Origin of the sequence: Wolbachia endosymbiont (group B) of Camptogramma bilineatum, from assembly GCF_947251825.1 — a bacterium.
Classification (GTDB): domain Bacteria; phylum Pseudomonadota; class Alphaproteobacteria; order Rickettsiales; family Anaplasmataceae; genus Wolbachia.
Genome location: NZ_OX366391.1, coordinates 439,719 through 461,878, shown reverse-complemented (window position 1 = coordinate 461,878; position 22,160 = coordinate 439,719). Strand labels below are relative to the sequence as shown.

General features: G+C 34.0%; 15 protein-coding genes and 4 pseudogenes. 7 read left to right on the top strand and 12 right to left on the bottom strand.

Annotated features, from left to right (window positions below; all coding sequences use genetic code 11):
- Positions 1–11: 11 nt before the first annotated feature.
- The 6 genes and pseudogenes from OPR44_RS02365 to OPR44_RS02340 all read right to left on the bottom strand — a co-directional run bounded on the left by OPR44_RS02365 (position 12) and on the right by OPR44_RS02340 (position 5,810).
- Positions 12–236 (bottom strand): annotated as a pseudogene (locus tag OPR44_RS02365) (hypothetical protein).
- 1 nt (position 237) lies between these two features.
- Positions 238–2,061 (bottom strand): annotated as a pseudogene (locus OPR44_RS02360) (phage terminase large subunit family protein).
- Positions 2,058–3,540 (bottom strand): annotated as a pseudogene (locus tag OPR44_RS02355) (ankyrin repeat domain-containing protein). Before OPR44_RS02355 ends, OPR44_RS02360 begins: the two co-directional pseudogenes overlap by 4 nt.
- A gap of 7 nt (positions 3,541–3,547) precedes the next feature.
- Positions 3,548–4,024 carry a hypothetical protein gene (locus tag OPR44_RS02350; RefSeq protein WP_265015215.1) on the bottom strand — a complete coding sequence of 159 codons (477 nt, stop codon included), beginning with the start codon at positions 4,022–4,024 and terminating at the stop codon, positions 3,548–3,550.
- Between the two features lie 15 nt (positions 4,025–4,039).
- On the bottom strand, positions 4,040–5,251 hold the full coding sequence (locus tag OPR44_RS02345) for a DNA modification methylase (RefSeq protein WP_265015214.1): 1,212 nt from the start codon (positions 5,249–5,251) through the stop codon (positions 4,040–4,042).
- 103 nt (positions 5,252–5,354) lie between these two features.
- Positions 5,355–5,810: pseudogene (locus tag OPR44_RS02340) on the bottom strand (Holliday junction resolvase).
- A gap of 217 nt (positions 5,811–6,027) precedes the next feature.
- On the opposite strand from OPR44_RS02340, the gene OPR44_RS02335 reads away from it, so the two are divergent.
- The 3 genes from OPR44_RS02335 to OPR44_RS02325 all read left to right on the top strand — a co-directional run bounded on the left by OPR44_RS02335 (position 6,028) and on the right by OPR44_RS02325 (position 8,334).
- Complete coding sequence (locus tag OPR44_RS02335) at positions 6,028–7,107, top strand: hypothetical protein (RefSeq protein WP_265015213.1); 1,080 nt, start codon at positions 6,028–6,030, stop codon at positions 7,105–7,107.
- A gap of 118 nt (positions 7,108–7,225) precedes the next feature.
- Entirely contained in the window at positions 7,226–7,660 is a 435-nt protein-coding gene (locus OPR44_RS02330; RefSeq protein WP_265015212.1) for a hypothetical protein, read from the top strand.
- Positions 7,612–8,334 (top strand): hypothetical protein, encoded by a 723-nt coding sequence (locus tag OPR44_RS02325; RefSeq protein WP_265015211.1) that lies wholly within the window; start codon positions 7,612–7,614, stop codon positions 8,332–8,334. The genes OPR44_RS02330 and OPR44_RS02325 overlap by 49 nt, the downstream gene beginning before the upstream one ends.
- A 623-nt stretch (positions 8,335–8,957) precedes the next feature.
- Here OPR44_RS02325 and OPR44_RS02320 read toward each other — a convergent pair.
- The 6 genes from OPR44_RS02320 to OPR44_RS02295 are packed head-to-tail and all read right to left on the bottom strand — an operon-like array spanning position 8,958 to position 13,529.
- Positions 8,958–11,117, bottom strand: coding sequence for an AAA family ATPase (locus OPR44_RS02320; protein ID WP_265015210.1), 2,160 nt, complete (start codon positions 11,115–11,117; stop codon positions 8,958–8,960).
- 35 nt (positions 11,118–11,152) lie between these two features.
- Positions 11,153–11,692: a helicase RepA family protein gene (locus tag OPR44_RS02315; RefSeq protein ID WP_265015209.1), complete on the bottom strand. Its 540-nt coding sequence runs from the start codon at positions 11,690–11,692 to the stop codon at positions 11,153–11,155.
- Positions 11,670–12,260 carry a hypothetical protein gene (locus tag OPR44_RS02310; RefSeq protein WP_406829271.1) on the bottom strand — a complete coding sequence of 197 codons (591 nt, stop codon included), beginning with the start codon at positions 12,258–12,260 and terminating at the stop codon, positions 11,670–11,672. Before OPR44_RS02310 ends, OPR44_RS02315 begins: the two co-directional genes overlap by 23 nt.
- Positions 12,242–12,403 (bottom strand): hypothetical protein, encoded by a 162-nt coding sequence (locus tag OPR44_RS02305; protein WP_265015208.1) that lies wholly within the window; start codon positions 12,401–12,403, stop codon positions 12,242–12,244. Before OPR44_RS02305 ends, OPR44_RS02310 begins: the two co-directional genes overlap by 19 nt.
- 50 nt (positions 12,404–12,453) lie before the next feature.
- A complete protein-coding gene (locus OPR44_RS02300) occupies positions 12,454–13,347 on the bottom strand; it encodes a recombinase family protein (RefSeq protein ID WP_265015207.1) in 894 nt (297 codons plus the stop codon).
- Positions 13,341–13,529 carry a hypothetical protein gene (locus OPR44_RS02295; RefSeq protein ID WP_038249248.1) on the bottom strand — a complete coding sequence of 63 codons (189 nt, stop codon included), beginning with the start codon at positions 13,527–13,529 and terminating at the stop codon, positions 13,341–13,343. The genes OPR44_RS02300 and OPR44_RS02295 overlap by 7 nt, the downstream gene beginning before the upstream one ends.
- 147 nt (positions 13,530–13,676) lie before the next feature.
- On the opposite strand from OPR44_RS02295, the gene OPR44_RS02290 reads away from it, so the two are divergent.
- Genes OPR44_RS02290 through OPR44_RS02275 form a run of 4 tightly spaced genes read left to right on the top strand, consistent with a single transcriptional unit; the run spans position 13,677 to position 22,126 of the window.
- Positions 13,677–14,123, top strand: coding sequence for a hypothetical protein (locus OPR44_RS02290; RefSeq protein WP_265015206.1), 447 nt, complete (start codon positions 13,677–13,679; stop codon positions 14,121–14,123).
- Positions 14,053–16,011, top strand: a complete 1,959-nt coding sequence (locus OPR44_RS02285) for a C48 family peptidase (RefSeq protein WP_265015205.1) — start codon at positions 14,053–14,055, stop codon at positions 16,009–16,011. Before OPR44_RS02290 ends, OPR44_RS02285 begins: the two co-directional genes overlap by 71 nt.
- A gap of 7 nt (positions 16,012–16,018) precedes the next feature.
- On the top strand, positions 16,019–16,495 hold the full coding sequence (locus OPR44_RS02280; protein WP_265015204.1) for a hypothetical protein: 477 nt from the start codon (positions 16,019–16,021) through the stop codon (positions 16,493–16,495).
- Positions 16,496–16,498: 3 nt separating this feature from the next.
- A complete protein-coding gene (locus OPR44_RS02275; protein ID WP_265015203.1) occupies positions 16,499–22,126 on the top strand; it encodes an ankyrin repeat domain-containing protein in 5,628 nt (1,875 codons plus the stop codon).
- Positions 22,127–22,160 lie beyond the last annotated feature (34 nt).

The following is a 22,160-nucleotide window of genomic DNA, read 5'->3' as shown; positions in this document are numbered from 1 at the left end:
GATTTTCATCATTATATGATCCCCTTACTCGTTGAAAAAACAATTTTCCTCTTTGGCTTCATGCCCGCAACTTTTAACCCCGCTTTTATTCGTTGCCTGAGCTCCAATAAATCCTTTATTTGAACTTCCCCGTACCGTACAATATGGTCACCATATGCAATTGATACTACTCTCTCTCCATTTTATAGTTTCTTTATCGCTTCTTCGACTTGAATTAAATATTCTTCGTTATACATTTCACTTCTCATTCAACCATTGGCTTTGCCTTACTTTTTTAGGCTTTTTGCTTTCCATTTTTCCACTCAAACTATTCCATTTACTCTCTGGCCAACGATCGATTCCAAGCGCAATAGATGCTGCTCTCGCATAAATTCGGCAATCTAGCACTTCATTTCTTTCTCTTACCTTTTGCCACTCTTGTTTGGTGTATCCTTTTACCACTTTGCTGACTAATTGCTCTGCCGTTAGCTGCTTAAAATATTCAGGTGCATATTCGGGAAAATGACAATATCCTGCTGGAGCTTCTTCACCTTCTTTTAAAACATTAAGTAATTAAAAAAGCTCTGACTTTAATATCGATACTCCTACTGGCCATAGCTTTATTCCTCTCTTTAGCTTTTGACCACCAACTGTTATATCTACTCTACTTGGGCTGCTAAGTGGCACTAGTGCTTTATTTACACCTTTTACTGCCATTACTCTTCCAGAGCCTTGATGACTCCTTACCCAATTATACACTTCCTGCGTTGCATACCCTGCATCAACTGCCATCATACTTATCATATATTCAAGACCATTTTCACCAATAAAATGATGATTGAGGAGCTCCGAAAGCTTTCCCCATACTTCTCCTCCTGTATCTCCTTCAAATACTCGGTAGTCTATTGACCAACTTTCACGGCTTTTTCCCCATGCTACAACTTCTACTTCTAACCGATCTTTTTGGACATCTACTCCTGCTGTGAGAACCACTTCACCTTTTGGTACTGTGCCTACGGGAAAAAATTCTCTCCTGTTAAATAATTGCTTCCAATCTGGTACTTCTCCTTTATCTACCCAGGTTTCTCCAAGCGTAGTATTTATCCAAACCTTCAGTAATTGTTCGCTTTCCTTTGCATGGAGAAAGTCCTCTACTGCTTGTTGCCAACTATACCAGCCTACTGGACTATAAAGACTTGAAAGATAAAATCCTTTTTTCTCCCCTTCTTTTGCCCCTGTAGCTCTCCATTCTCCACGGTCTAGCATCTCTGTCTTTTGATGATTTTCTATCTTTTTACCACATTCTATACACATATAGTGTGCTGTATTTGGATTTTTATCTTCCCATTTTATTTGTGACCACTTTAAAATTTGGTAATAATTACAATGCGGACATGGTACAAAAAAATATCTCTTGTCTGTAGCTTCAAATTCCTTCTCAATTCTGCTTATTCCATGAATCGTTGGCGTTGATACTAAAAAAATCTTTCGCCGTGCAAATGTATTAGTACGGGCTATGCTGAGTAAAACTGGATCTCCTTCACCTCCCGAATCTCCTGGATAGGCATCTATTTCATCAAGAAAGAGATATTTTACTGGCATAGATCTCAGTCCTACACTGCTGTTTGCTCCGGTTATTACTACTATTCCACCTGAAAATTCCTTACTTTGTACAGTATTCCCTGAATCTCTTGATCTTGGGTCTTTTACTTTACTTTTTGAACATGGTGTACTTTCAATCAGTGGCGCAAATCTTCCTTTTGACCAACGCTTTCCCATTTTAACTGTTGGCTGTACTACTAGCATTGGCCCTGGTGTCTGATCGATGATATAGCCAATCCAGTTATTATCAGCTTCTGTTCCCCCAATCTGCGCTCCTTTCATGAATACTATTTTCTCCGCTGGAGAAGATGGAGATAGTGAATCCATGATTTCTTTTAAATAAGGAGTTCTTTCCGTTCTCCATTTACCTGGTTCTGATGCTGCAGTTGGCGCTAGAACTCGATACTCATTCGCCCACTCTGATACTTTAAGCTGGGGATCTGGTCTTAAACCTTCAGAAAAAGCTCTAGCGTATATCATTGTCTGCATCTACTCATAATTGGTTCTATCTCGACATCATTAACAATAGAACTACACTCCTCCATCTCCATAAGCATCTTTTTCTGAAATTCGTTTTCTATATATCTTTTGCTCATCTCACTTATCATTATTGCTATAACAAGAGCAAATATCCCTGTTATTGTTGCAAAAATGATTGCACTGCTTATTGTTGCTGCTGTTAAACCTATATATGCTGCCATTACTACTGCGCTAACTGTAATACAGATGCAGATAATATTATTATGTTTTTTCATCCTTTTATCTGCTATTTCTCTCTGTGCTATATATTTATTATGAAGGGTTGGAAAATTAACAACGGTATCTCTGCAGAGCAATGACCCATTTTTTCAGTAAATAAAACTTTAAGTAACTCCAAATTATTTGATTTGATTGCTAAGTGCAAAACAGGTGTATAGTTTGCTCCTTTTTTCAGTAGTAATTTTACTACATGTAAATGTCCTTTTTCTGCAGCAAGGTAAATCGGTGATAGACCTTTATTATTTACAATATCAATATCGATTTCTTCTTTTAAGATAGACTCTACAAGCTCAATTTCTCCCATTTGTGCAGCTAAATGAAGTAGACTATTCTTTTCAGAACCGTATTTATTACTCATCAAAGCCTTCTTTATCTCAGGTTTAGCGTAATCAAATGGTGTCTTACCATTATCATCCCTGATTAAAGGATCTATATCCTCTCGAGTTAGTAAAACCTCTATTGTTTTAAGTCTTTCAGCGTAATGTAGTGGCGTTTTATTTTCGTAGTCTTGCAAATTTACTTGAGCATTAGGCTCCTTTATTAAGCATCTGAGGATATCAAGACATAAATCTCTTTCATCGTAATTAGTATTACTTACAGCTATATGCATAGGTGACAATTTCATTGAGTTTTGTCCTATGCGCGTGCTATTTACATCTACTCCGAGCTCGAGTAATAACTTTACTATTTCCAGTTTTTTATTATTAACTGCGTAATGCATTGGTGTTTGATTTCGTACATCAAAGACATCTATTTCAGCGCTTCCTTCTTCCACTAAAATTTTGACAACATTTTCATGTCCTATGCCTGCTGCTAGATGTAATGGAGTATGATGCAGAGCATTTCGTACATTAACGTCAACACCTTTTCCTATCAAATATCTAACTGCATTAACTTCACCTATCATTGCAGCTAAATGAAGTAAGTTATCTTGTTCTGATCCGTATTTGTTATTAATTAGCGCTTGTAATATTTCTGCTTTTTTACCTTCTTTGGCATAATCTAAGGAGGTTTTGCCTTCATTGTCCTCAACAAAAGGATTGATATTCTTTTTTGTGAGTACAGATCTACCATGCTTAATTCATCAAATTCTATAGCACAATGTAGTGGTGTCTTTCCATTTAATCCTCTAACATTAACATCTAATCCAGGTTGATTGATGAGACACTTTATTAACTCTAAACTTAAGTTATTAGCCATTTTATATTTAAAATTTAGTATTAGATAATTCTTGTAATGAGTTTGTAATCTCTTCAGTGAGCGTCTTATGAATCTTTTTAGTGTCACTCAGTGATGCAAGCAGTGCTGAAACTCTATTTGGAATATTAAGCAAATTATTACGGACAACTCTTGCTACGTTAAATGCTTCATTTCTTACTTCCTCTACTGCTATAAGTTCTCCTATCTCAGCCTTAGCTTTCGCCTCAAGAAGTTTACCTCGCTCCATTTCATTTTTTATTCGCGTTTTAAGCAACATCGTGGAAAGTTTTTCTCCGCTTTCTGAATAGTTTTTTCTTCTCAGTGGTTGACTTGGATCTCTTATTGTTTCTATAGCCCTGTTTGCTTGTTCTCGGTCAATGAGTCCATCCTCCAGCTCAACTATTCCTTTTTTTACTAAATAACAGACATATTGCTTTGATACTCCTATCTCTCTTGCCCATTCCGTCTGCGTGATTTTTTCCACTCTTTTTGCTCCCTTTTAAGAATTTTCTTCTTGAATTTCTGCAAAAGTTTTACCAGTACTGGCTAAAAGGGCATCTCTTCCGGTATATATTTGCCAACGTTTTATCGTTACATCTACAAATTTTGAATCTAGCTCTATTGTCCTACAAATTCTTCCTGTTCTTTCACATGCAATCAGTGTGCTGCCAGAGCCGCTAAATGGATCTAGTACTATGTCTCCTGATCTGCTGCTGTTTACTATCGCTCTCTCCATTAGCTCTACTGGCTTCATCGTTGGGTGCAGTGAGTTATGTGTTGGCTTATCATAAAACCACAGGTCACTTTGATTTCTACCTCCATGCCACTCACGTTTATTGCCGCTTTTCCATCCATAGAGCATTGCTTCGTATTGTCTTTGATAATCTGATCTGCCTAGCGTAAAATGATTCTTTGCCCAAATGATAAATGTTGACCATTTTCCTCCTGCCTCCTCAAATACTTTTTGCAACGTTGAAAACTCTGATGATGATATGCAGATGTAAATTGCACCTTTCGTATATGCTAAAATGTGGGAACAGATATCGTAGAGAAAAAGTTCGTACTTTTCACCTTGATTATCGTTTAATATTTTTTTATCTTGGCTACCACCATAATCAACGTTATATGGAGGATCACAAACAGTAATGTCTGCCATTTTATCATCTAACAGCGCTTTATATGATTCAACTACAGAGCTATCACCACAATAGATTCTATGATCACCTAAAATCCATAAATCCCCTGGTTTTGTTATTTCTACCCTTTTTTCATCACCAACCAAGTCAGAAAAATCTTCTTTTTCACCATCTAAGTCATCAAGGAAATGTTGAACTTTTTCTAGCTCAAATCCAGTCATTTTAAGATCAAATTGTAAATCTTCTAACTCTTGAATTTCCACCTTCAAAAGATCATCATCCCACTTTGCCCAATTAGCTGATTGATTTGCCAGTAACCGAAAAGCTTTGGTTTGTGGTTCATTTAAATTATCACTTAAGACCACTGGAATACTCTCCATACCAAGTTTTCTTGCTGCTTTAAGTCTTAAATGACCATCAACCACAGTACCATCGCTTTTTGCAACTATTGGTATACGAAAGCCGAATTCCCTGATTGAAGCACACATTCTATTTACTACGTCATCATTTTTACGAGGATTACGCTCATATTCAACTAGGTTTCGAGTAGGATAGTAGTGGATTGCTAAATTCATATCTTAATAATTAAAAAGTTAATATTCAAAATATCTCTGACGCTAAAGAAGGCCTGAGGTCAGCACCACCAAACCCGCCAGTGTGGCCGAAAGGACCCACTTTTTATGGATTTTTCGTCTTATTAATATCTTTACTAATGTAGAACATTAATGCCAAAGCATCGGCCTCATTATCATCTCTAGGTGAAAAACTTTTTTCACGTATCGCTTCAATAACTTCACTCTTACTTGCATTACCTTTGCCTGCTATAAAGCGTTTTATAGTTTTAACATTAACACCTTGGTAGGGAATATTGTTCTCTTCACACCAAGCAGATAGAACGGCAAGAAAACCACCGTAGCAATGAGCAGCATCAGTTCCTAAGTGTCTTCTTACTTCCTAAAAATACACTGCAGAAATGTCCTTCAAAGAATTAAGCCAATTACGAAAATTCAAGAAGCACATGCCACCTCCGCTAAAACGGCTACCATGAAAACTTTTGCTTCCACTTTCAATTACTCCATTGGTTAGAATTGCCCAGCCTGTTTGTTTGCCAAGGTCCAGTGTTAGGGTTGACATTTATATTCAGAATTTGTTTTGCTAGAGTGCTATATAATATATATTCAGGATTTGAAAAATTTTTGTCCAAAAAATCTTCTTCTTAAGCAAACTTTTTAGAAAAAACTTGGTTAAAAATCAGTAAACAGCCCTTGCATAATTATTGGTCAAGACTTTCAGATTTCTATCTTAACTATTTAAATAGTCTATTATGTTATTATGGTGTGGTTAGTTTCTTATGAACATTTATCCAAATCGTAAATTTTGGGAAGATGATTTAGAAGTCCCTGTTAACCATTTGCTTGATCGTTTTCACAATACAAAAATACGTCAGTCTAGGATAGATTCACTTTCTGGTAAGCAATTAAATATTATTTTTCAAAACTCCTTTAAAGATAAATTAAATGCTCAACTCTTTGATGATGAAAGTTACGATAATACATCTGTACAATACAAACGTAAAGTGATTGCTAATTATTCCGATTCTCTCGTTACTTACTACTTGATTACCTGTTTTGACCGTGCAAAACTAGAAGTTACTGTCAGTGAAATTGCAAGATCTGCATTAACTACGGAACTCATGAAATCCTACCTTGTAAAAAATAATAATAAATATGATAAAAAGTCTTTGCTGTTTCTACTGTTTCATGCAGATTACAATCTTTTAAAGTCTGTCTATCACTTTGAAAAAATACAAAGAAAGAGTTTCATGTCTTTTGCCTTACAAAAAATACCAAGACGACCAAGTACTCCATTTAAGGACTTTATCTCAGAGGAAATCATACAACAAATACTGAAAGAAGATAACATTAAGAGAAATGACAGTTTCGAGAATCAACTACAAGGTTTCTTCTATCATCAGAATCGTTTATATGTGTTAATACGCAAAGCTAGCGATATAGATTTGTTGTTAAATTCAAACAAAGTTATTCATGGCCATAAGGCAGAGTGGATGATTTTGGATTTTCTACTAAATGGCACTCAGGTAGATCTTGGTGCTAGAAATATTGATCAAGCTATAGAAATAGCAAATAGCATTGCAAGTTGTTACTTTGGCTGCGAATGTATTTTTGTAGATGTGCAGGATAAAAACTTCGCGGAACAGGTGCATAAATTTATAGAAACTTGTATTAATGAATCTGATTCAAATATTCGTGTTTTTGAGTTAAAGTTTCAGTCAAATCGTTTCAATTACAGCTATACTAATATCACTTTGACTGTCGCTCCATATGATCCTATTGCACCGGAATTGCATGTTTTAAAGCCATTTGTAGGAAACATAGTGCCACTTATAGAGTCGATTAAAGTAATATTTTAAGGCAAAAAGATAGGCTTATTTTTCAAGAGAAGTGATGAGTACATAGCAATTTACTACTCTGAACATCCTCTGAATAAAAGGGAAAGAGAGGATTTTAAAGCATACATAAAACAATTTTATGGTCTTACAATCTTGCCAAGAGCAAATCTCTGATCTTCTTAATTCTGGCAGCTCTTGGGTTAATCCAAATCAAAATTACATCAAAGCAGCAAGGTATTTGTCAGATCTTGAATTAATTCAGATGCAAGAGAGGTCTTACATTATCTGCTCTCGTAGACAAGATAAATTAGATTGGCCAAATATAGTTGATCCATACTGTAACAATGAGATTTTCATTGATGAGGACTTTAACGAAGCATGCGATAATATAATTTGTGAAAATTGCAACCGTGATATTTTGCCTAATACCTACAAGAAGCAAAGATTTCACCGCTTATCTGTATATTTTAACCCAGAGAAATTTATGAATTGGTTTGAAGGTCAGCTAAGTGATACAAATTTTATGTGGCAAAAAGTGGAGTTTATCATGTTGGTGGACAAGGTCAATTTGTAAATCTCATTGTTCTTGATTTTTGCACCAATCCAACATTCTTAACGATAGATAAGCTTAAAGCTAATCCAACTGTATTAATAATACTGAGAAAAAATCCATCAAACATACCTCTTGATTTGCCCATAGTAAAAATGGTTGACCTTTTCTTTCAGCATAAGACTTTAATTGAAGTATTCCAAGAAGCAGCACAAAGAGGAGTACTAGAGTTCATACCAAATACTTCAATGCAAATCTTACATACTGCACTTAATCTAATTGAACCTTCTAAAGAGAAAGAATTACTAAAGTTGCAATTGATAGAGGGCTCACTTTACGTAAACAATATAGAGATTCTAAATAAGAAAGCTGTAGCATGTATGAAGGTTTTTCGCATATTATTTGAACAATTTTTGAATGATTGTAAAAAAGAATTACCTCCTGAAAAACACATGTTGCTTAACATAACTGAAATAGAAAAGCGCCTAAATCTTGATCCAGAAGCAGATCCAGAACATCACATCAGAAAACCACTAAACACAATCCAAAGAACAATAAAAACCACCTTAGCTAAAAAATTAGGACTAAACATCGAACGTAATGATGTGATTCAAACAGTTGGTTGGCCTGGATCATCGCGTAGAGATTATGGTTACCGTATTAACCCTTTTACTTTAGTTATAAAAGCAACTCGTTAAGTTTTAGAGATACTAAATAACCAATTAAACGCCATAAGTTACGTAAAATATCGACTATACAAATCTGTCATACATTAAAAAAATTTCTTTACAACTAAAGTAAAACGTGATAAAATCAACATATGGTCTTTCTTATAAGTTAAGACATGGTGTTAATCGGCTTTTAAGGGCTGTTATAAGCGTTCTTTAGGTCAAGGTGGTATAATTGTACCCTGAAGTTGTAGGATGACTTTAAAACGCAATTACGGGCCATTTGTTTTTTCTGAGCGTTTTCTTTCGTTTCTTTTATCAGATAACTTTGAAAGAGAGCTTTCCATAGCTTATTATTGTAAGTAAAAGAGAAACGAACAGAGTAGTATGTTTTAAAGTCATACTACTATATTATTATATAATAATAGGAGTTATTCTAAAAACTGAGAGTTGAACAAAACCCTCTATATTCCTGAACTTTTTCCCTATTGCTCAGTCTGCAGCTATAAAATTCAACAATCCCTCTAAGTTGTTGAAAATCTCGCATTTCTTTCATCCTTACTAAATTCAGTCTGCATAGACTAAGCAAATTCTGAAGACAAACTGAGCAAATCCGAAGACTGAAATAACTCATATTTTCTATTTTAATTTTATTAATCGCAGATGCTATGATGAACCCAAGTATTCGGATTTTTAACTGGTAAAATGCTACCATTCTCCGTTGATTTATAGTCGGTTGGTAAGACCTTTTCATAAATTGTCACTTCTTTATTCAGTTGGTGATCAAATACCTTACTTTTCTTTTCCATGCCTGCAACACAAAGTACTCCATATCTAGTTCTTGCTCCATTTTTACCTTCTCTGTTAAATTTTATATAGCCTTTTGTAGCTAAAGTATCAATACGTTCACGGATCGAATGTTGACTACCAAGACCTGCTTTATTCTCAAATGCCTGACAGAACGAATTTATTGTATATAGACGTCCCTTCCGTGCTTCATCATAAATTAATTGTAGAATAGTATCATACCTACGCGAACGTTCTGCATCTAACCTTTGGCCATAATCTTTGTTCACAAGTCTTTGCGATTCATAATCAACTACGTACCAGTTATTGTTAATCTTATCAATGTATTTTGATGCAATAGCGTGGCCATTACGTAACTCAAAGATTAGTTGACGTTTACTTTGTTGTTCATCTGGTCTGTGCATAATTATTCCTGTAGTATAAAATCCCCTTAAACTGCTTGCACCGCTAAAACTTTGAAATGGGTCTTCTTCCAATGATTTCTTTTGCATCTTCTTTGTGTGGTGTACTAAAATAACTCCTGCATCTTGATTAGCCAGCTTTCTCAATTTACCAACCCTTTCTTGTAGAAAGAATAACATAGCATTGTTGTCATTTTCACTACTATTCTCGCCGGCATCAAAAATATTGCGTAGTGGATCTATTGCTATTATATCAACTGCATTCGAGCCAAATGAACTTTCTATTTTATCTACAATAATCTCTATACTATCATCATTTAGAAGTAACTCCACTTGTGGTGTAATAACTAAGTTATATCCAGCAATTTCAAGAAGTTCTTCATTTAGTTTAATTTGCTGAAGACGTTCACGCATATAGTGATAGCCAATTTCAGTTTGTAAGTAAAAGATTTTCAAAGGTCTTGTGGGCATCATGTTCAAAAATGGAATTCCTCCTGCCATGTGTAATAACCAAGAAATAAGAAAATCACTTTTTCCAACCTTAGGTGCACCTGCAAACACCAATAGTCCTCCTGGAGTTAAAATTCTTGGAACTATTATGTCTTTCGGCATTGGTGATTTATCGTTTAAATACTTTATTACTGGAATTGCTGAAAGTGAAATGCAACGTCCTGCTTTTTGAACTTTCGAGAATTCCTCGGTAGTTGATAGTTTTTTCACATATGGAACTTGAAGAATTAAAGATAAGAATTTTTCAACATTTATACCTTCTTTCACGCAATCAGCAGCGTCCCAACCCTTTGGTTTATCTTTAGGTATTTCCAAAATGCAAAGTTCTTCAACTCCAAGACAAGTAAGTTTCATAGCAGATTTTTCAGCGTATTTCTTACCTGCTTCATCATTATCTGGCCATATAATAATGTGTTTACCTTTAAGTGGAGTCCAATCTATTTTTTCAATAGGTGCATTTGCTCCAGACATTGCAGTTGTGGCAGTAATACCTTGCTCTATGAGAGCATTTGCACACTTTTCCCCTTCTACAAGAATAATTTTATCGGACTTTAAAATACCTGGAATATTATATAGCGGCCTTATCTCTGGTACACTAAAGGTGGATTTTTTGATATCAAAAGGAAGATATCTCTTTCCACTATCATCATCATAACGATATACTCTAACAATAGCTTGGCCGTTTTCATCGTAATAATCCCAATATGCAGTTGGATTACCTGCAGTTTTGTCAGTTTTGATCTTTTTAAAATGACCAAGCCATTCAGCTATAGAGTCGATTACTTCAGTAAACTCTGTTCTAGTACTTTTTCTATGCACTTCTGCCCAAAGATCAATTATATCTCCACCTTCTTTTGTTGCAAAATCGTGCCATAGTCCAGCTTCACTACCACTTAATTCTACTACTAGACTTTTTCCTTTATCGCCTTGTACATTGCCTACATAAAACTTATCACCACGAAAAGTTCCTCTTGGTAATAGATATGAAAGGCATGATCTGATATTTAACAAAAGCTGAGCTTTAAGCTGTTCTTTTTCTACTAACGATGCATTTTTTCGTGAAGCTGCAGTATTAAAATTGCAATAGATATCCATAAAATCTCCAATATATTTAAAGTTTAGAAATTTGGTTAAGCTGTAGCTATCCAGCGTCCGTTAACCATATTTATGAATTTTGTTGGTATTGGTTTGCCATTTTTAAGTTCGTACATCAATTGCAGAGTATTCCTTTCTGGCCTAAATATCATTACTCCAGATGTATATAAACTTCTTAAAACATTAGCACCACTCAATGCTTGAAATGGATTCTTTTTTAACGTGGTTGTTGACACTTTTTTGGTGTAATGTGTAACTATTACTCCAGCCATAGGATTAGTGATAGAGCGTAGTTCATCAATACTATTTTGCAGAAAAGAGATCATACTCCTATAATCAAAAAGAGAGTCTATCACTATAAGATCAACTGTTTTTACATCAAGATTTTCCGACATAATTTCTTTTATTTTTTCCACATTCAAAGTTAACTGTACTTTTTTAGTAATAACTAAGTTTTCTGTTCCTTCATCAAGAATTTTCTTGCTGATTCTTAGCTTCTGTAAGCGCTCTCTTATGTAATCATATTCCATTTCATCCTGTAGATAGAATATCTTAAGTGGCCTTGCAGGCTTCATACCAAGAAATGATACTCCTACCCCTACAACAACATTGCAAGCATTGATTTTTTTCCATATGAAAAGAGTCTGGAAGCTCTTTTACTCTAAACACGATGTTTACATCCTCAAAATTAATCTCAATTCGCTTAACTAACGTTCTAATAATATCACGTTTAGTTAGCCAGTCTGCATTATTAAGACTTGAGTTAATACTAGAGGAAAACCCCTCTAAATTTGTTACTACTAGAGTTAACTCTTGTGTGAGTTTTTTCTGATCAAATATCTTTTTCTTTTGTTCTTCAACCATTTTTAAGTTTTGTTTCATTGCTTTAACTCTTGGCTCAAATTCTTCTTGATCAATATATTCTTGAGCATAACTATCAATTAACCTTGCAATACCTCGTTTTAACTTATCTTCTTGTGTTTCAAGCAAAGCGCTTTTTTGATCTAGTGGTGATTTTTTAAGTTCTGAAAGTCTACGTTTATACTCCTCTAATATTCTATTTGGATTTTTTAATAGGTGTTTTACCTCTTCCCACACAGCCATGTCCAATGTATCTGTACGAATTAATTTGTTGTTACACATTTTATTACCGCCAAAACGGTATGAATCCGTACCAATACAACGATAATATACCTGATTATTAGTTTTTTCCCCTCCTTATTCCTTGCAGTGCTAGTACCATAATATGCATAATTGCAAAGCTTACATACTACTAAACCTTGCAATAAATGTTTTGCTCCTCTTTGTCTTGTTCTTGCTATTTTTCTATTCTCAGCTAATTGTTCTTGACGATTTTAAATAAATCTTCGCTTACTATACTAGGTACTTTAATATAAATCCAATCCTCTTTTGGAACAGGATAAGTAGAATAATTATCTTTTGGATGCTCGCAGGAGTTTTTTTTCGGTCTTATATGTTTTAGTTTTACGCCAAACCTTGTTTTACCAAAAGCTGCTTGTCCTTTATAAGCAGTGTTTTTTAACATACTCAAAACTACAGCCCTATCCCAATACTCTTTTCCAGTTCTCGTCATAATGGAAATAGCACTTAGCCTACGACATACTTCTCCTATACTGGCTCTTTCTCTTCCTACCCAAGAAAATACTTTACGAACAACTTCAGCTTCTTCTTCATAAATCTCAAATAAGGCCTGTCCTGTTTCTGTATTTTTGTTTATATAACGATAGCCATAAGGAGCAGCACTCATTACACTTATACAACCCTTATTTGCTGCATAAATCTTTCCTCGACGACTTCGTTCCATGATTTTTGCACGTTCGTATTCTGCTATCATACCTTGCATTTGTAATAGTAATTGAGATTCTGGATTATCGCTAATTTGATAATTTAAAAAAATAACCTCCACTCCTAACTTCTTAAACTCTTCAAGTAATATCATCTGATATGCATACTTACGAGATAAACGATCAGGAGAATGAATATAAACCTTATCAATGTTACCTTCTGCTATTTTATCACGTAATTTTTCCAAACCAGGACGGATTATGTTAGAACCACTATAACCATTATCAATAAATTTATATTCATTTAATAATTTATGTCCATCCATACTAATTTGATTCTCTATAGCAGCAATTTGGCTTGCTATTGTATCTTCTTGTGCTTGCCTCCCTGAAGAAACTCTTGCATATAAACTAACTGTTACCATTTTACCGTCCTCAAATCTACTTTCTTATATTCAGAGTTTTCTTCCTTTTTGCTCGCTTTTATTGGTTTACTTAACACTAATTTTTCATATGCATCTAATAGATACAACTCTGCTAATCGATTTACTTCATAACTACAACTAATCCGCACTATTAATTTCTTGTTGCCCATGAGCTCTACCATATATTATCCATCGAGACATATGGTTATTTGATCATTAGCTCTATAAATAAATTCAACTCTCCGTTCTTTTTGTAGAAGCTTTCGAGAAATAGTCTTCTCAAGTTTTAGGTTTATTGCAATATTGTTGGCGGAGTCCCAGCTCCTTTGATGGAGGAATTTATCGAACTAATTGGCAAGTGGGATAATCAGTTAGCCTATGAGGAAGTTTTTAAGAGAGAGGTAAAAGATTTATTGTCAAGCGAATACCATACTTTTCCAGCAAATAAAGAAACAAAAGATCATTACTATTTCAGTAGAGATATGTTAGGTCAATCAATTTTAATCAACAAGATTGGTCAAGATCAAAGTAACATTAAAAAATATATATACTCATATGGTGAGTACCCTCTGGATTGGTCTGGAGGAACGGAGTACACTTTGTCCAAAAGCCCGGTTATGACATTAATGTTTGTTCAAGGTAATGAAGGGCAAGAAAACACAGCATTCATTTTTCATATACGAGAGTCCAATACAAAGGAATTCTATGCTGATAAAAAAAATTCCAGTGCTGAACATACCTGGAATAGGAGAAGTAAAAAATGTCATAGAAATTAAAATGAGTCTCAAAAAATATGAAACAGGATTATCTTTTGAAGAACTTTTTGAAATAGAACAGATAAGTAAATATAATCCAAGTGGTGCCGATCAGCAATTTACAGGTAGTTTTCTTAAGATACCTAATTCTGATGAATTAAAGGTAAAATTTGATCAAGCAATTACTTCTCAACATGCTTCTGACGGTGAGGTTTCATTGCAAGCTTATAAAGTGTTGCTTAGTGAAGTGGCAGATGCGGTTTACCCTATTAAAGATTTGATTACTAATGAAGCAAGATTACAAGCCATTCTTAATGGTTTATTTAGTAGTTACAGTGATTTAAAGCTACAGGAGACTTCTGCGAAGACTGTAATTATACCTGAATTTCAAGTAGGAGCAGGTGGTCGTGTCGATATGGTAATTCAAGGTATTGGTCCTTCACCTCAGGGTGCTAAAGAATACACTCCTATAGCACTGGAATTTAAGCTTATAGGTAAAAACTTAAATCAAGATCAGCTAAAACAGGAAGTTGATAAATTAACAAAAGAACAAAATATTAGATATGCTAAAGGGGCAGCACTGAAAGCAATCACAGATAGCGACAAAATGCTTTTCATGGGAGTAGTTGTTAATGTGAAAGCTAAAGATAAAAATTCTTTAATATTAACAAGTGATAAGTTTGTTCCTGCTCTAGTAGTTCATAGTTCTATTGACATAGCTAAGAGAAAACATTTAGAAAGAATACAAGAGATAACTCAGAGACTTAAAAATACTGGTATACAAGAGGAGAATTTACGTACATTAGAATCTGCAACAGCAGAACGAGATTATCATTATTGGCTGCAGCAACATGATATAGCTGATATTGCAAGAATAAAATATGGTTATGGAATTGACACATTGTTTGAAATAGTGGGATCACCAGAACATATAGTTAATCAATTGCAACAGTTTCAAGATAGAGTAACAACAAGAGGTGAAAGAAGGCCATTAACTTTAATTGTTAATTTAGATAATAATCACTGGGTTACGTTGGTCATCTCCCATCAAAATGGGCAGTATAATGGATACTATGTAGACTCGTTGGGTAATAATGTTCCAGATAATATTCGTCAAGTTTTACAACAGGCTCAAATTACCGTTAATGATGTTTCTGTTATTCAACAAAGAGATGGTTATAATTGCGGCTTATGGGCGTTAGAAAACGCTAGAGATATTAATACTGTGTTGCAAGGAAATAGATTAAGTAATATTCCTGATGAAATACGTAACCATTTGCGAATTCAAAGAAGAGAAAATCATTTTATACGTATGAGAGAAGGTATTTCAAACACATTAAGTATAGATCCACAACGTATAGCTAACTTAGAGGCTGTACTTGCTGGGACACAACAACCAAAATTCGACCTAAATAGTTGCGTAGGAGGAGGTAGAAGTAGAAGAAGTATCAATCCTTGTTTATTTTCAAAGGGTGATGTGGAAGAGTTTAGTAAAGGGAAAGTAGATGGAAATAATGTGGACAAAATTATAGTTGATAGCGAAAAATTTCTAACTTATGTTAAAAATAGTCAAGATGAAGCAAAAAATGCTCAACTAGTGGAGTTTGTTAGGAACAAAAATATTGAAGGTGACTATAAATATTTAGTTGATAAGGTAATTGAAGATCAAGGATATGAGCGCTATGTCCAGAATGAACGTATCAAGGATTTGCACGGTGATATTGTACATCAAGAGAGTAGTTTAACAAAAAATCTAAAGCTAAAAAGCAGGTTAATGAATGCTGCTGGTGGGATACAATTAATAAGAGGGATCCATGGTGCCATTGTGTCTTGTAAGGATGGAACAGCAACGGATTGTGGATTAAATCTAGGCGGAGTAGGATGGTCCTTTTGCATCTCAACCAATTGAGAATGTAATGGTTAAAATTACTCCAAGAGTTGTAACATCAGCTAAAAAGGTTGTAGGAAAAGTTATACCAGGTGCTTTAGGTGAACAGACAAAATTTGCTATTCGAGTTGCAGGAGTAAAATTTGGAAGTACAATAGCGAAAGGTACAGCAGGAGCTTTAACTGGTGTCTTTGATATTGTTGATATAGGCATGTCAGCAAGTAATCTTGTAGATTGTAAAAAAAGAGAGAATAGTGATAATCCATGTGGAGAGAAAGAAATAAGAGATAATATAGCATCTATATCTTTTTCTGGTGTGTCATTTGTTTCTGGTGTTGCTCTTACAGCAGCAAGTATGCCGGTAGTTGGTATTGCAGTTGGGTTTGGGCTCATGGTAGGTTGCGGAATTTATAGTGGTGTTAGCAATATCGTAGAGTACAAGAAAAAGTATGATACAACCCATGGAGAGAATTGGAGTATTTTTTGGCGTACACTTCTTTTTTAACCTATGGCAGCTGATGTGCAGCATCTTGCAGCTAGGAAAGACATAGTTAATAGTTTAGCTAAACAAGTTTGGAAGGCTTTAAATAATGCTCCTAATAGTGTTATTGCTTATGGTGTTGGTCTTGGAAAAGTAAGTGGTAATACTCTTCGTCCAGATTATGCAACGATTATGATGAATAGGAAAAATGCCAATACAAAAAATCTTTCACGTGTTGTACCTGATTATATCAAAGGTGCTAACATGCTTTGTTTACCACAGATTACTAATCAAGATTATGAGAAAGGTATTAAAAGCTCAGTTAAGTCGGCTGTATACTACTGTGAAAATGCAATGGTTATTAACCAAGGTGGTAGAGTAAACGTGGCGCAGAAAGACAAGACAATTGTTTATGATCTACAAAATGTAAACAGAGGTACAATTGTTGGAAGTAATGAGTGGCACAATAATTTTCTAATTGGCTCAGGTACAGCAGAAATAACTGGTGGTAATAATGTAGTGAACAGGTTTGTTCTTGTAAATAACCCTAGCTTTTCAGGCAAAATGATTGGTGGAAGTAACTCTATTAATATACTTGATCTAAGTCAATTAGCAGAAAATAAAGTTACAGGTGTGATTGACTATCGTTTTAAGCCTAGTGCCTATGGACAATTAAAGGTAAAAATAAATAATTGTTTATTAATTGATGATTATGTTAGTAACAACCTCTTTAATTACCATTATGTTGGAAGACAGAACAAGGTAGATGAGATCTTATGCGTGGGTTATTCTGAGCATTTTACAGAAAGTGATAGCAGTGATGTTATAATAGATAGTGGCGGTGGTTTTAATAGAAATAAGGAAGATGTAGTTGAAAGTTGCAAAAAAGTAATTATTTCGCCGTATACTAGAGTCAAAGGTAGAAAAAGCAATTATACTTTTTACGTAAAAACTGCAGACTATAAGGGTAGGGGGTTATATTCAGAAATTGACGTAGATGGAACAGGAACTGTAAGTTTTCCTGAATTTGATTTATTAAGTGATTGTGATCAAATAACTTACTCTAAAAATAGTAATACTTTATCTTTGAAAATAAATTTTGGTCAAAATAATCAATTTACCCTCGATATAAAAAATTATGTTGAACAAAGCAGTAATAAACCTCACTTTGCACTAATAGACAAAAATGGTAGTAATATTGTTCCTAAAATTGAAAAATCGGACTCACCAACTATAGAAATCAAATCATTTGAGCTACATTCAGAACATTCTCTAAAGGGTTTTAGAGCTGTAGAAAATCATTACAAGAAAATTCTAAATAATCATAAGGGTTATAAAGTCTTGAGCGTTGTTAGAGGTAAAACACAAAGTCAAAATAATAGTGTAGTTTCACACATGGTTTTTGGTTCTTCAGGAGATGATATAATTAACTTTGATCAAGGTACTATGTTTGCTAAGGGAGGAGAAGGAAGAGATGTGTATTTTGTTAGCAATGATATAAGTAGTAAAGCAGTCAAAATTGATAATAATTCAAATGATAAAAAACTGGATATACTATTTATGCGAGTAGTTGAAAAAGATTTTTCAATCTACAAATGTGATCTGCATTTAAAATACAATAATAGTAACATTCGAGTGAAAAGCTACCTTCGAGATCCTAATTATAGGCATCTTATAATTATGAATCACAAAGGAGAAGCATTTATTCCTTATGTACAATCAATGTCATGTTCTTCTTCAAAAAAAGGGAAATTAGTTCCTTTTTTACAAGCTACACAAACTCAGAATATGTTTTTATTGCCTAAAGATTTTGAAGATGATCATGTAGTGATAGATTCCCGTCTTGAAGATATTGAGAAATATAAAGATAAGGATGATCTCTTATTAATAAGAGAAAGTGAAAATCCTTTTATCATTAGAATAGAAGGATTCTATACTGATCGAAGTAAATGGGAAAATATTTCTTATTCTCTCTGGAATAACAATGATCTTTTTCCATCTTCTGGGTTATTAGGAAACATTGATAATGTAATGGAGTATAAGGATAAACTTAGAAATGATTATGAAAGAATTTTCAAAGAATACACTGAAGATTTCAGTGACTCTACTAGTATTATTCATCACAACCAAAAGTTGGAAGAAAATATCTCTACTTCTATAGAACAAGATGAGGAACGTATAGGAGTAATGATATTAAAGAATATTACTCCTGGTCAAATTGAAATTTTCAGCAATGGTGCAGATCTGATATTTCGCGATAAGATGTCTAATCACACGATCAATATAAAAGATTGGGATAATAATGAATTTCATAGAATTTCTACGTTGGAATTTGATCTAGGTTTAGAACCAATAGTAATCCGTAGATTAGATAGGTTTAGTTTATCTGAGGTAAGAAAAATACAAGCTTTAATTGATAAAGCTTCAGAAAATTACCACAATAGAAGTAAATATACTCCTAAAGTAGAAACTGACTTTAAATGTTTAATATCAATTGATGGTTTTGCAAATAAAAATTCAACGTATCAATGTTTAGGTTTTTCGTCAGTCCAAAATCAAATTAGCTTTACTGAAAATTTCTGTAGTTTAGAACAACTCACTGAATTTAGAGATAAATCGAAGAGCACTCAGGTTTCAGCGTTATCAAAGAATTTACAAAACAATCTTTTATTAAATGGATATGATCAAAATATAGTAGGTAAGTGCTCTAAATTAATATTGACTGAGGAAAATAATCAGCAGAGTAAAATATCTTCCATGGTTAAGAGTGTTGAAGAATCTACTTTCCTCAGCCAATCAGAAAATAAGTTAGATTTAGGTAGATGTTTAAGTAAAAGGAGGAAAAGAAGCTCTGATTTTTGTCCAGCGTTTTTGAAAAATATACACAATGAACTTAATAGAGAAGAAAGTGAAAGGAGAAATATTGTTGTAGAAGAAAGCAGTATACGTGTAATTACTTCATACCATGAAACACTCGATATAGAAAACTTACCTATCCGAGAAGTAGTAATTAATGACAATATCAACAGAAAAAGGAGTTTGAGGAGTACGTTAGATTTGTATAAGTTGGTACAACAAATAGATAAGGATTTGGGTATTGAACCAATATCAATGGTTATTAAAGATGCAAGTGATTTGTTAATTAAGTTGTCTATATCAGCTACTGGCTTAAGGCAAGATATAATAACAGTTAGGCTAAAAGATGCACTTATAAATAAGTGGTATAAAAAATTACAAATTATTTTTGATAATGCACCTATGGAAATAGGTGATAGTTTAGATTTGAAGCCTTCACTCTTTATTTCTGATGAAAAAATTACTTTAGTAAGACCTCAAGATGTAGAAGAAAGTAATAAACTAATTATATCTAAAAGAGCAGGACAATATACTTATCTTCATGATAAATATGACTTGATGATTACCAATGCCTTTGATGCTGACATAGAAGCAAATGAGTTGTATATTATATATTTTAGAGATTTCTATAAAGAACCTAAAATGAAAACTTTATCCATAAGGTTTGCTGATAAAGAGGTGTTATTAATTGATGAAATAGATAAAATATACAAATCAGAAAGTGCTGATAAATTAAATTATGTTAGCTCTATTCTCAATTTACAGGAAAATTCTGCGTCTTTTGGAGTTACAAACAGTGGAGAAATAAATGCTCGAGGTAAACTTGATAGGACATCTTTGCATCTTGCTTCCGAAGCGGGTGAATGGGATAAGGTGAAGCTTCTTCTTGATGAGAGCGCTAATATCGAAGTTCAAGATGAGTTTGGTTACACACCAATATTTCTTGCTACTCATTCAGGTAAATGGAGTGTGGTAGAACTTCTTCTTAATTATGGTGCTGATATTGATGCTCAAGATAAGGAAGGTCAAACACTTTTATGCTTTGCTGTATCAGGGAATAATTTAGATATGATTCAATTTCTTGTTGATAGAGGTGCTAATATTGAAGTTCAAGATGACTTTGGTTACACGCCAATACTTCATGCTGCTCAGTCAGGTAAATGGGATGTGGTAAAACTTCTTATTAGTAACGGTGCTAAATTTAATAATGAAATAACATATCAAGGAACACCTTTACATTTTGCTGTTCAGGAAGGAAATTTGGATATGGTTCAATTTCTTCTTGATAAAGGTACTGATATTGAGGTTGAAAATACATATAATGAAAAACCCTTGCATATTGCTGTTAAAGCAGGCAGGCTGGACATATTAGAACTTCTCCTTGATCGAGGAGCCAATATAAATGCTACAGATATGGATGGACAAACACCTTTGCATTTAGCTGCTAAGCATCACAGACTAGATGTGGTAAAGTACCTTATAGAAAAAGGGGCCAATACCAATGCTAAAGATAAAGATGAAAAAACACCTTTGGAATTAGCTATTCAAGAAAATTATGCGGATATAGTAGAGTTTTTCAAACAAACACAATTAGATAAAGAACTATTAATGGCTGCAGAAAAAGGAGATCTTGAAAAAGTTAGAGACAGTATCATACGAGGTGCTAATGTTAATGCTCAAGATAGTCAGGGTTGGACTCCTTTATTCTGGGCCATTCAAAACAATAATTTTAATATAGTTGAACTTCTTTTAGATAACAGTGCTGATATTAAGGTCAAAGATAATGAAGCTTGGACACCTCTTCATTGGGCTGTGCAGTTGGGTTCATTAGACGTCGTTGAGCGTCTTGTTGAAAGAGGTGCTGATTTTAATGCCTCAACTGCTGACGGTAGAACACCTCTAGATATTGCTAGAGATAAAGGATATGATAATGTTGTAAATTATTTAGAGGAAGAGCTCAGTAAAGAAAGAGAAAAAACTGTACGACGTAAACGTCTTCATCATCATGGAGATCACAATTCTCATCACTTATCACGCAAGCTTCGTAGTATAGATTCGAGTAATCAACCCGAAATAGTAGCAAGTAGTGGTGCAAGACCATCTTCATGGATAAATGATTTATTTGGTTGGGTAAAGAGCTCTATAGGTGGGTTATTAGGTTCTAGAGCTGCTTTACCTGAGAAAACATTCACTCAAAGTTCAATCTCACAAATTAGTGCACCAATTGATGTAAATGGTACAATAATGTTACTTGATTTATTAATTAGAAAAGTTACAGGTCAAAAGTATATTTCTACAGTAGGTCAGTCTATATCCCCACTAGAGGCACAGGGATATACACTCAATATTATTACAAAGGAATTTGAGAAAGTAGTAGAGCAAGCTAGATTAAAAAGTGGTGTATCAATGCATCGATTGAATATTGATTTTGTGGAAATACAGAAAGAAGTTACAGGGAAAATCATGAGTGGTAAATTTGATGAGATCTCAGGAGTTTTAAGTTCGTATTTAGAGAAAGCATGTCCTGGTAGAGAAGCAGGATGTCCTGGTAAGTTAAGTTCGAAGAAGCTTGACAAGTTTATGGTAGAGTTTAATAGCAGGCTAAATGTTGTACTAAATCGATCAATACAAAGGACATTACACAACGGAGATGGTAGATTAGAAGTTGATGGTGCAAAGCAAATGAGTTTAGAGCCTCAAAGTTATTTAAGTAATGCTTCTATTCAAAGCCATTCAAAAGTATCAACTTGTCTTTCTGATGTAGGAGTAACCAAACTTGGAGGTAATCTCAATAGGTAGGTTATAATATAAGAGGTAATATGCCAAGTAGTGG

Coding starts and splice junctions, on each gene's coding strand:
- OPR44_RS02345 (WP_265015214.1), bottom strand. CDS start 5,251: ATGAATTTAGCAATCCACTACTATCCTACTCGAAACCTAGTTGAATAT.
- OPR44_RS02335 (WP_265015213.1), top strand. CDS start 6,028: ATGAACATTTATCCAAATCGTAAATTTTGGGAAGATGATTTAGAAGTC.
- OPR44_RS02330 (WP_265015212.1), top strand. CDS start 7,226: ATGGTCTTACAATCTTGCCAAGAGCAAATCTCTGATCTTCTTAATTCT.
- OPR44_RS02320 (WP_265015210.1), bottom strand. CDS start 11,117: ATGGATATCTATTGCAATTTTAATACTGCAGCTTCACGAAAAAATGCA.
- OPR44_RS02315 (WP_265015209.1), bottom strand. CDS start 11,692: ATGAAGCCTGCAAGGCCACTTAAGATATTCTATCTACAGGATGAAATG.
- OPR44_RS02310 (WP_406829271.1), bottom strand. CDS start 12,260: ATGTGTAACAACAAATTAATTCGTACAGATACATTGGACATGGCTGTG.
- OPR44_RS02300 (WP_265015207.1), bottom strand. CDS start 13,347: ATGGTAACAGTTAGTTTATATGCAAGAGTTTCTTCAGGGAGGCAAGCA.
- OPR44_RS02295 (WP_038249248.1), bottom strand. CDS start 13,529: ATGGTAGAGCTCATGGGCAACAAGAAATTAATAGTGCGGATTAGTTGT.
- OPR44_RS02290 (WP_265015206.1), top strand. CDS start 13,677: ATGGAGGAATTTATCGAACTAATTGGCAAGTGGGATAATCAGTTAGCC.
- OPR44_RS02285 (WP_265015205.1), top strand. CDS start 14,053: ATGCTGATAAAAAAAATTCCAGTGCTGAACATACCTGGAATAGGAGAA.
- OPR44_RS02280 (WP_265015204.1), top strand. CDS start 16,019: ATGGTTAAAATTACTCCAAGAGTTGTAACATCAGCTAAAAAGGTTGTA.
- OPR44_RS02275 (WP_265015203.1), top strand. CDS start 16,499: ATGGCAGCTGATGTGCAGCATCTTGCAGCTAGGAAAGACATAGTTAAT.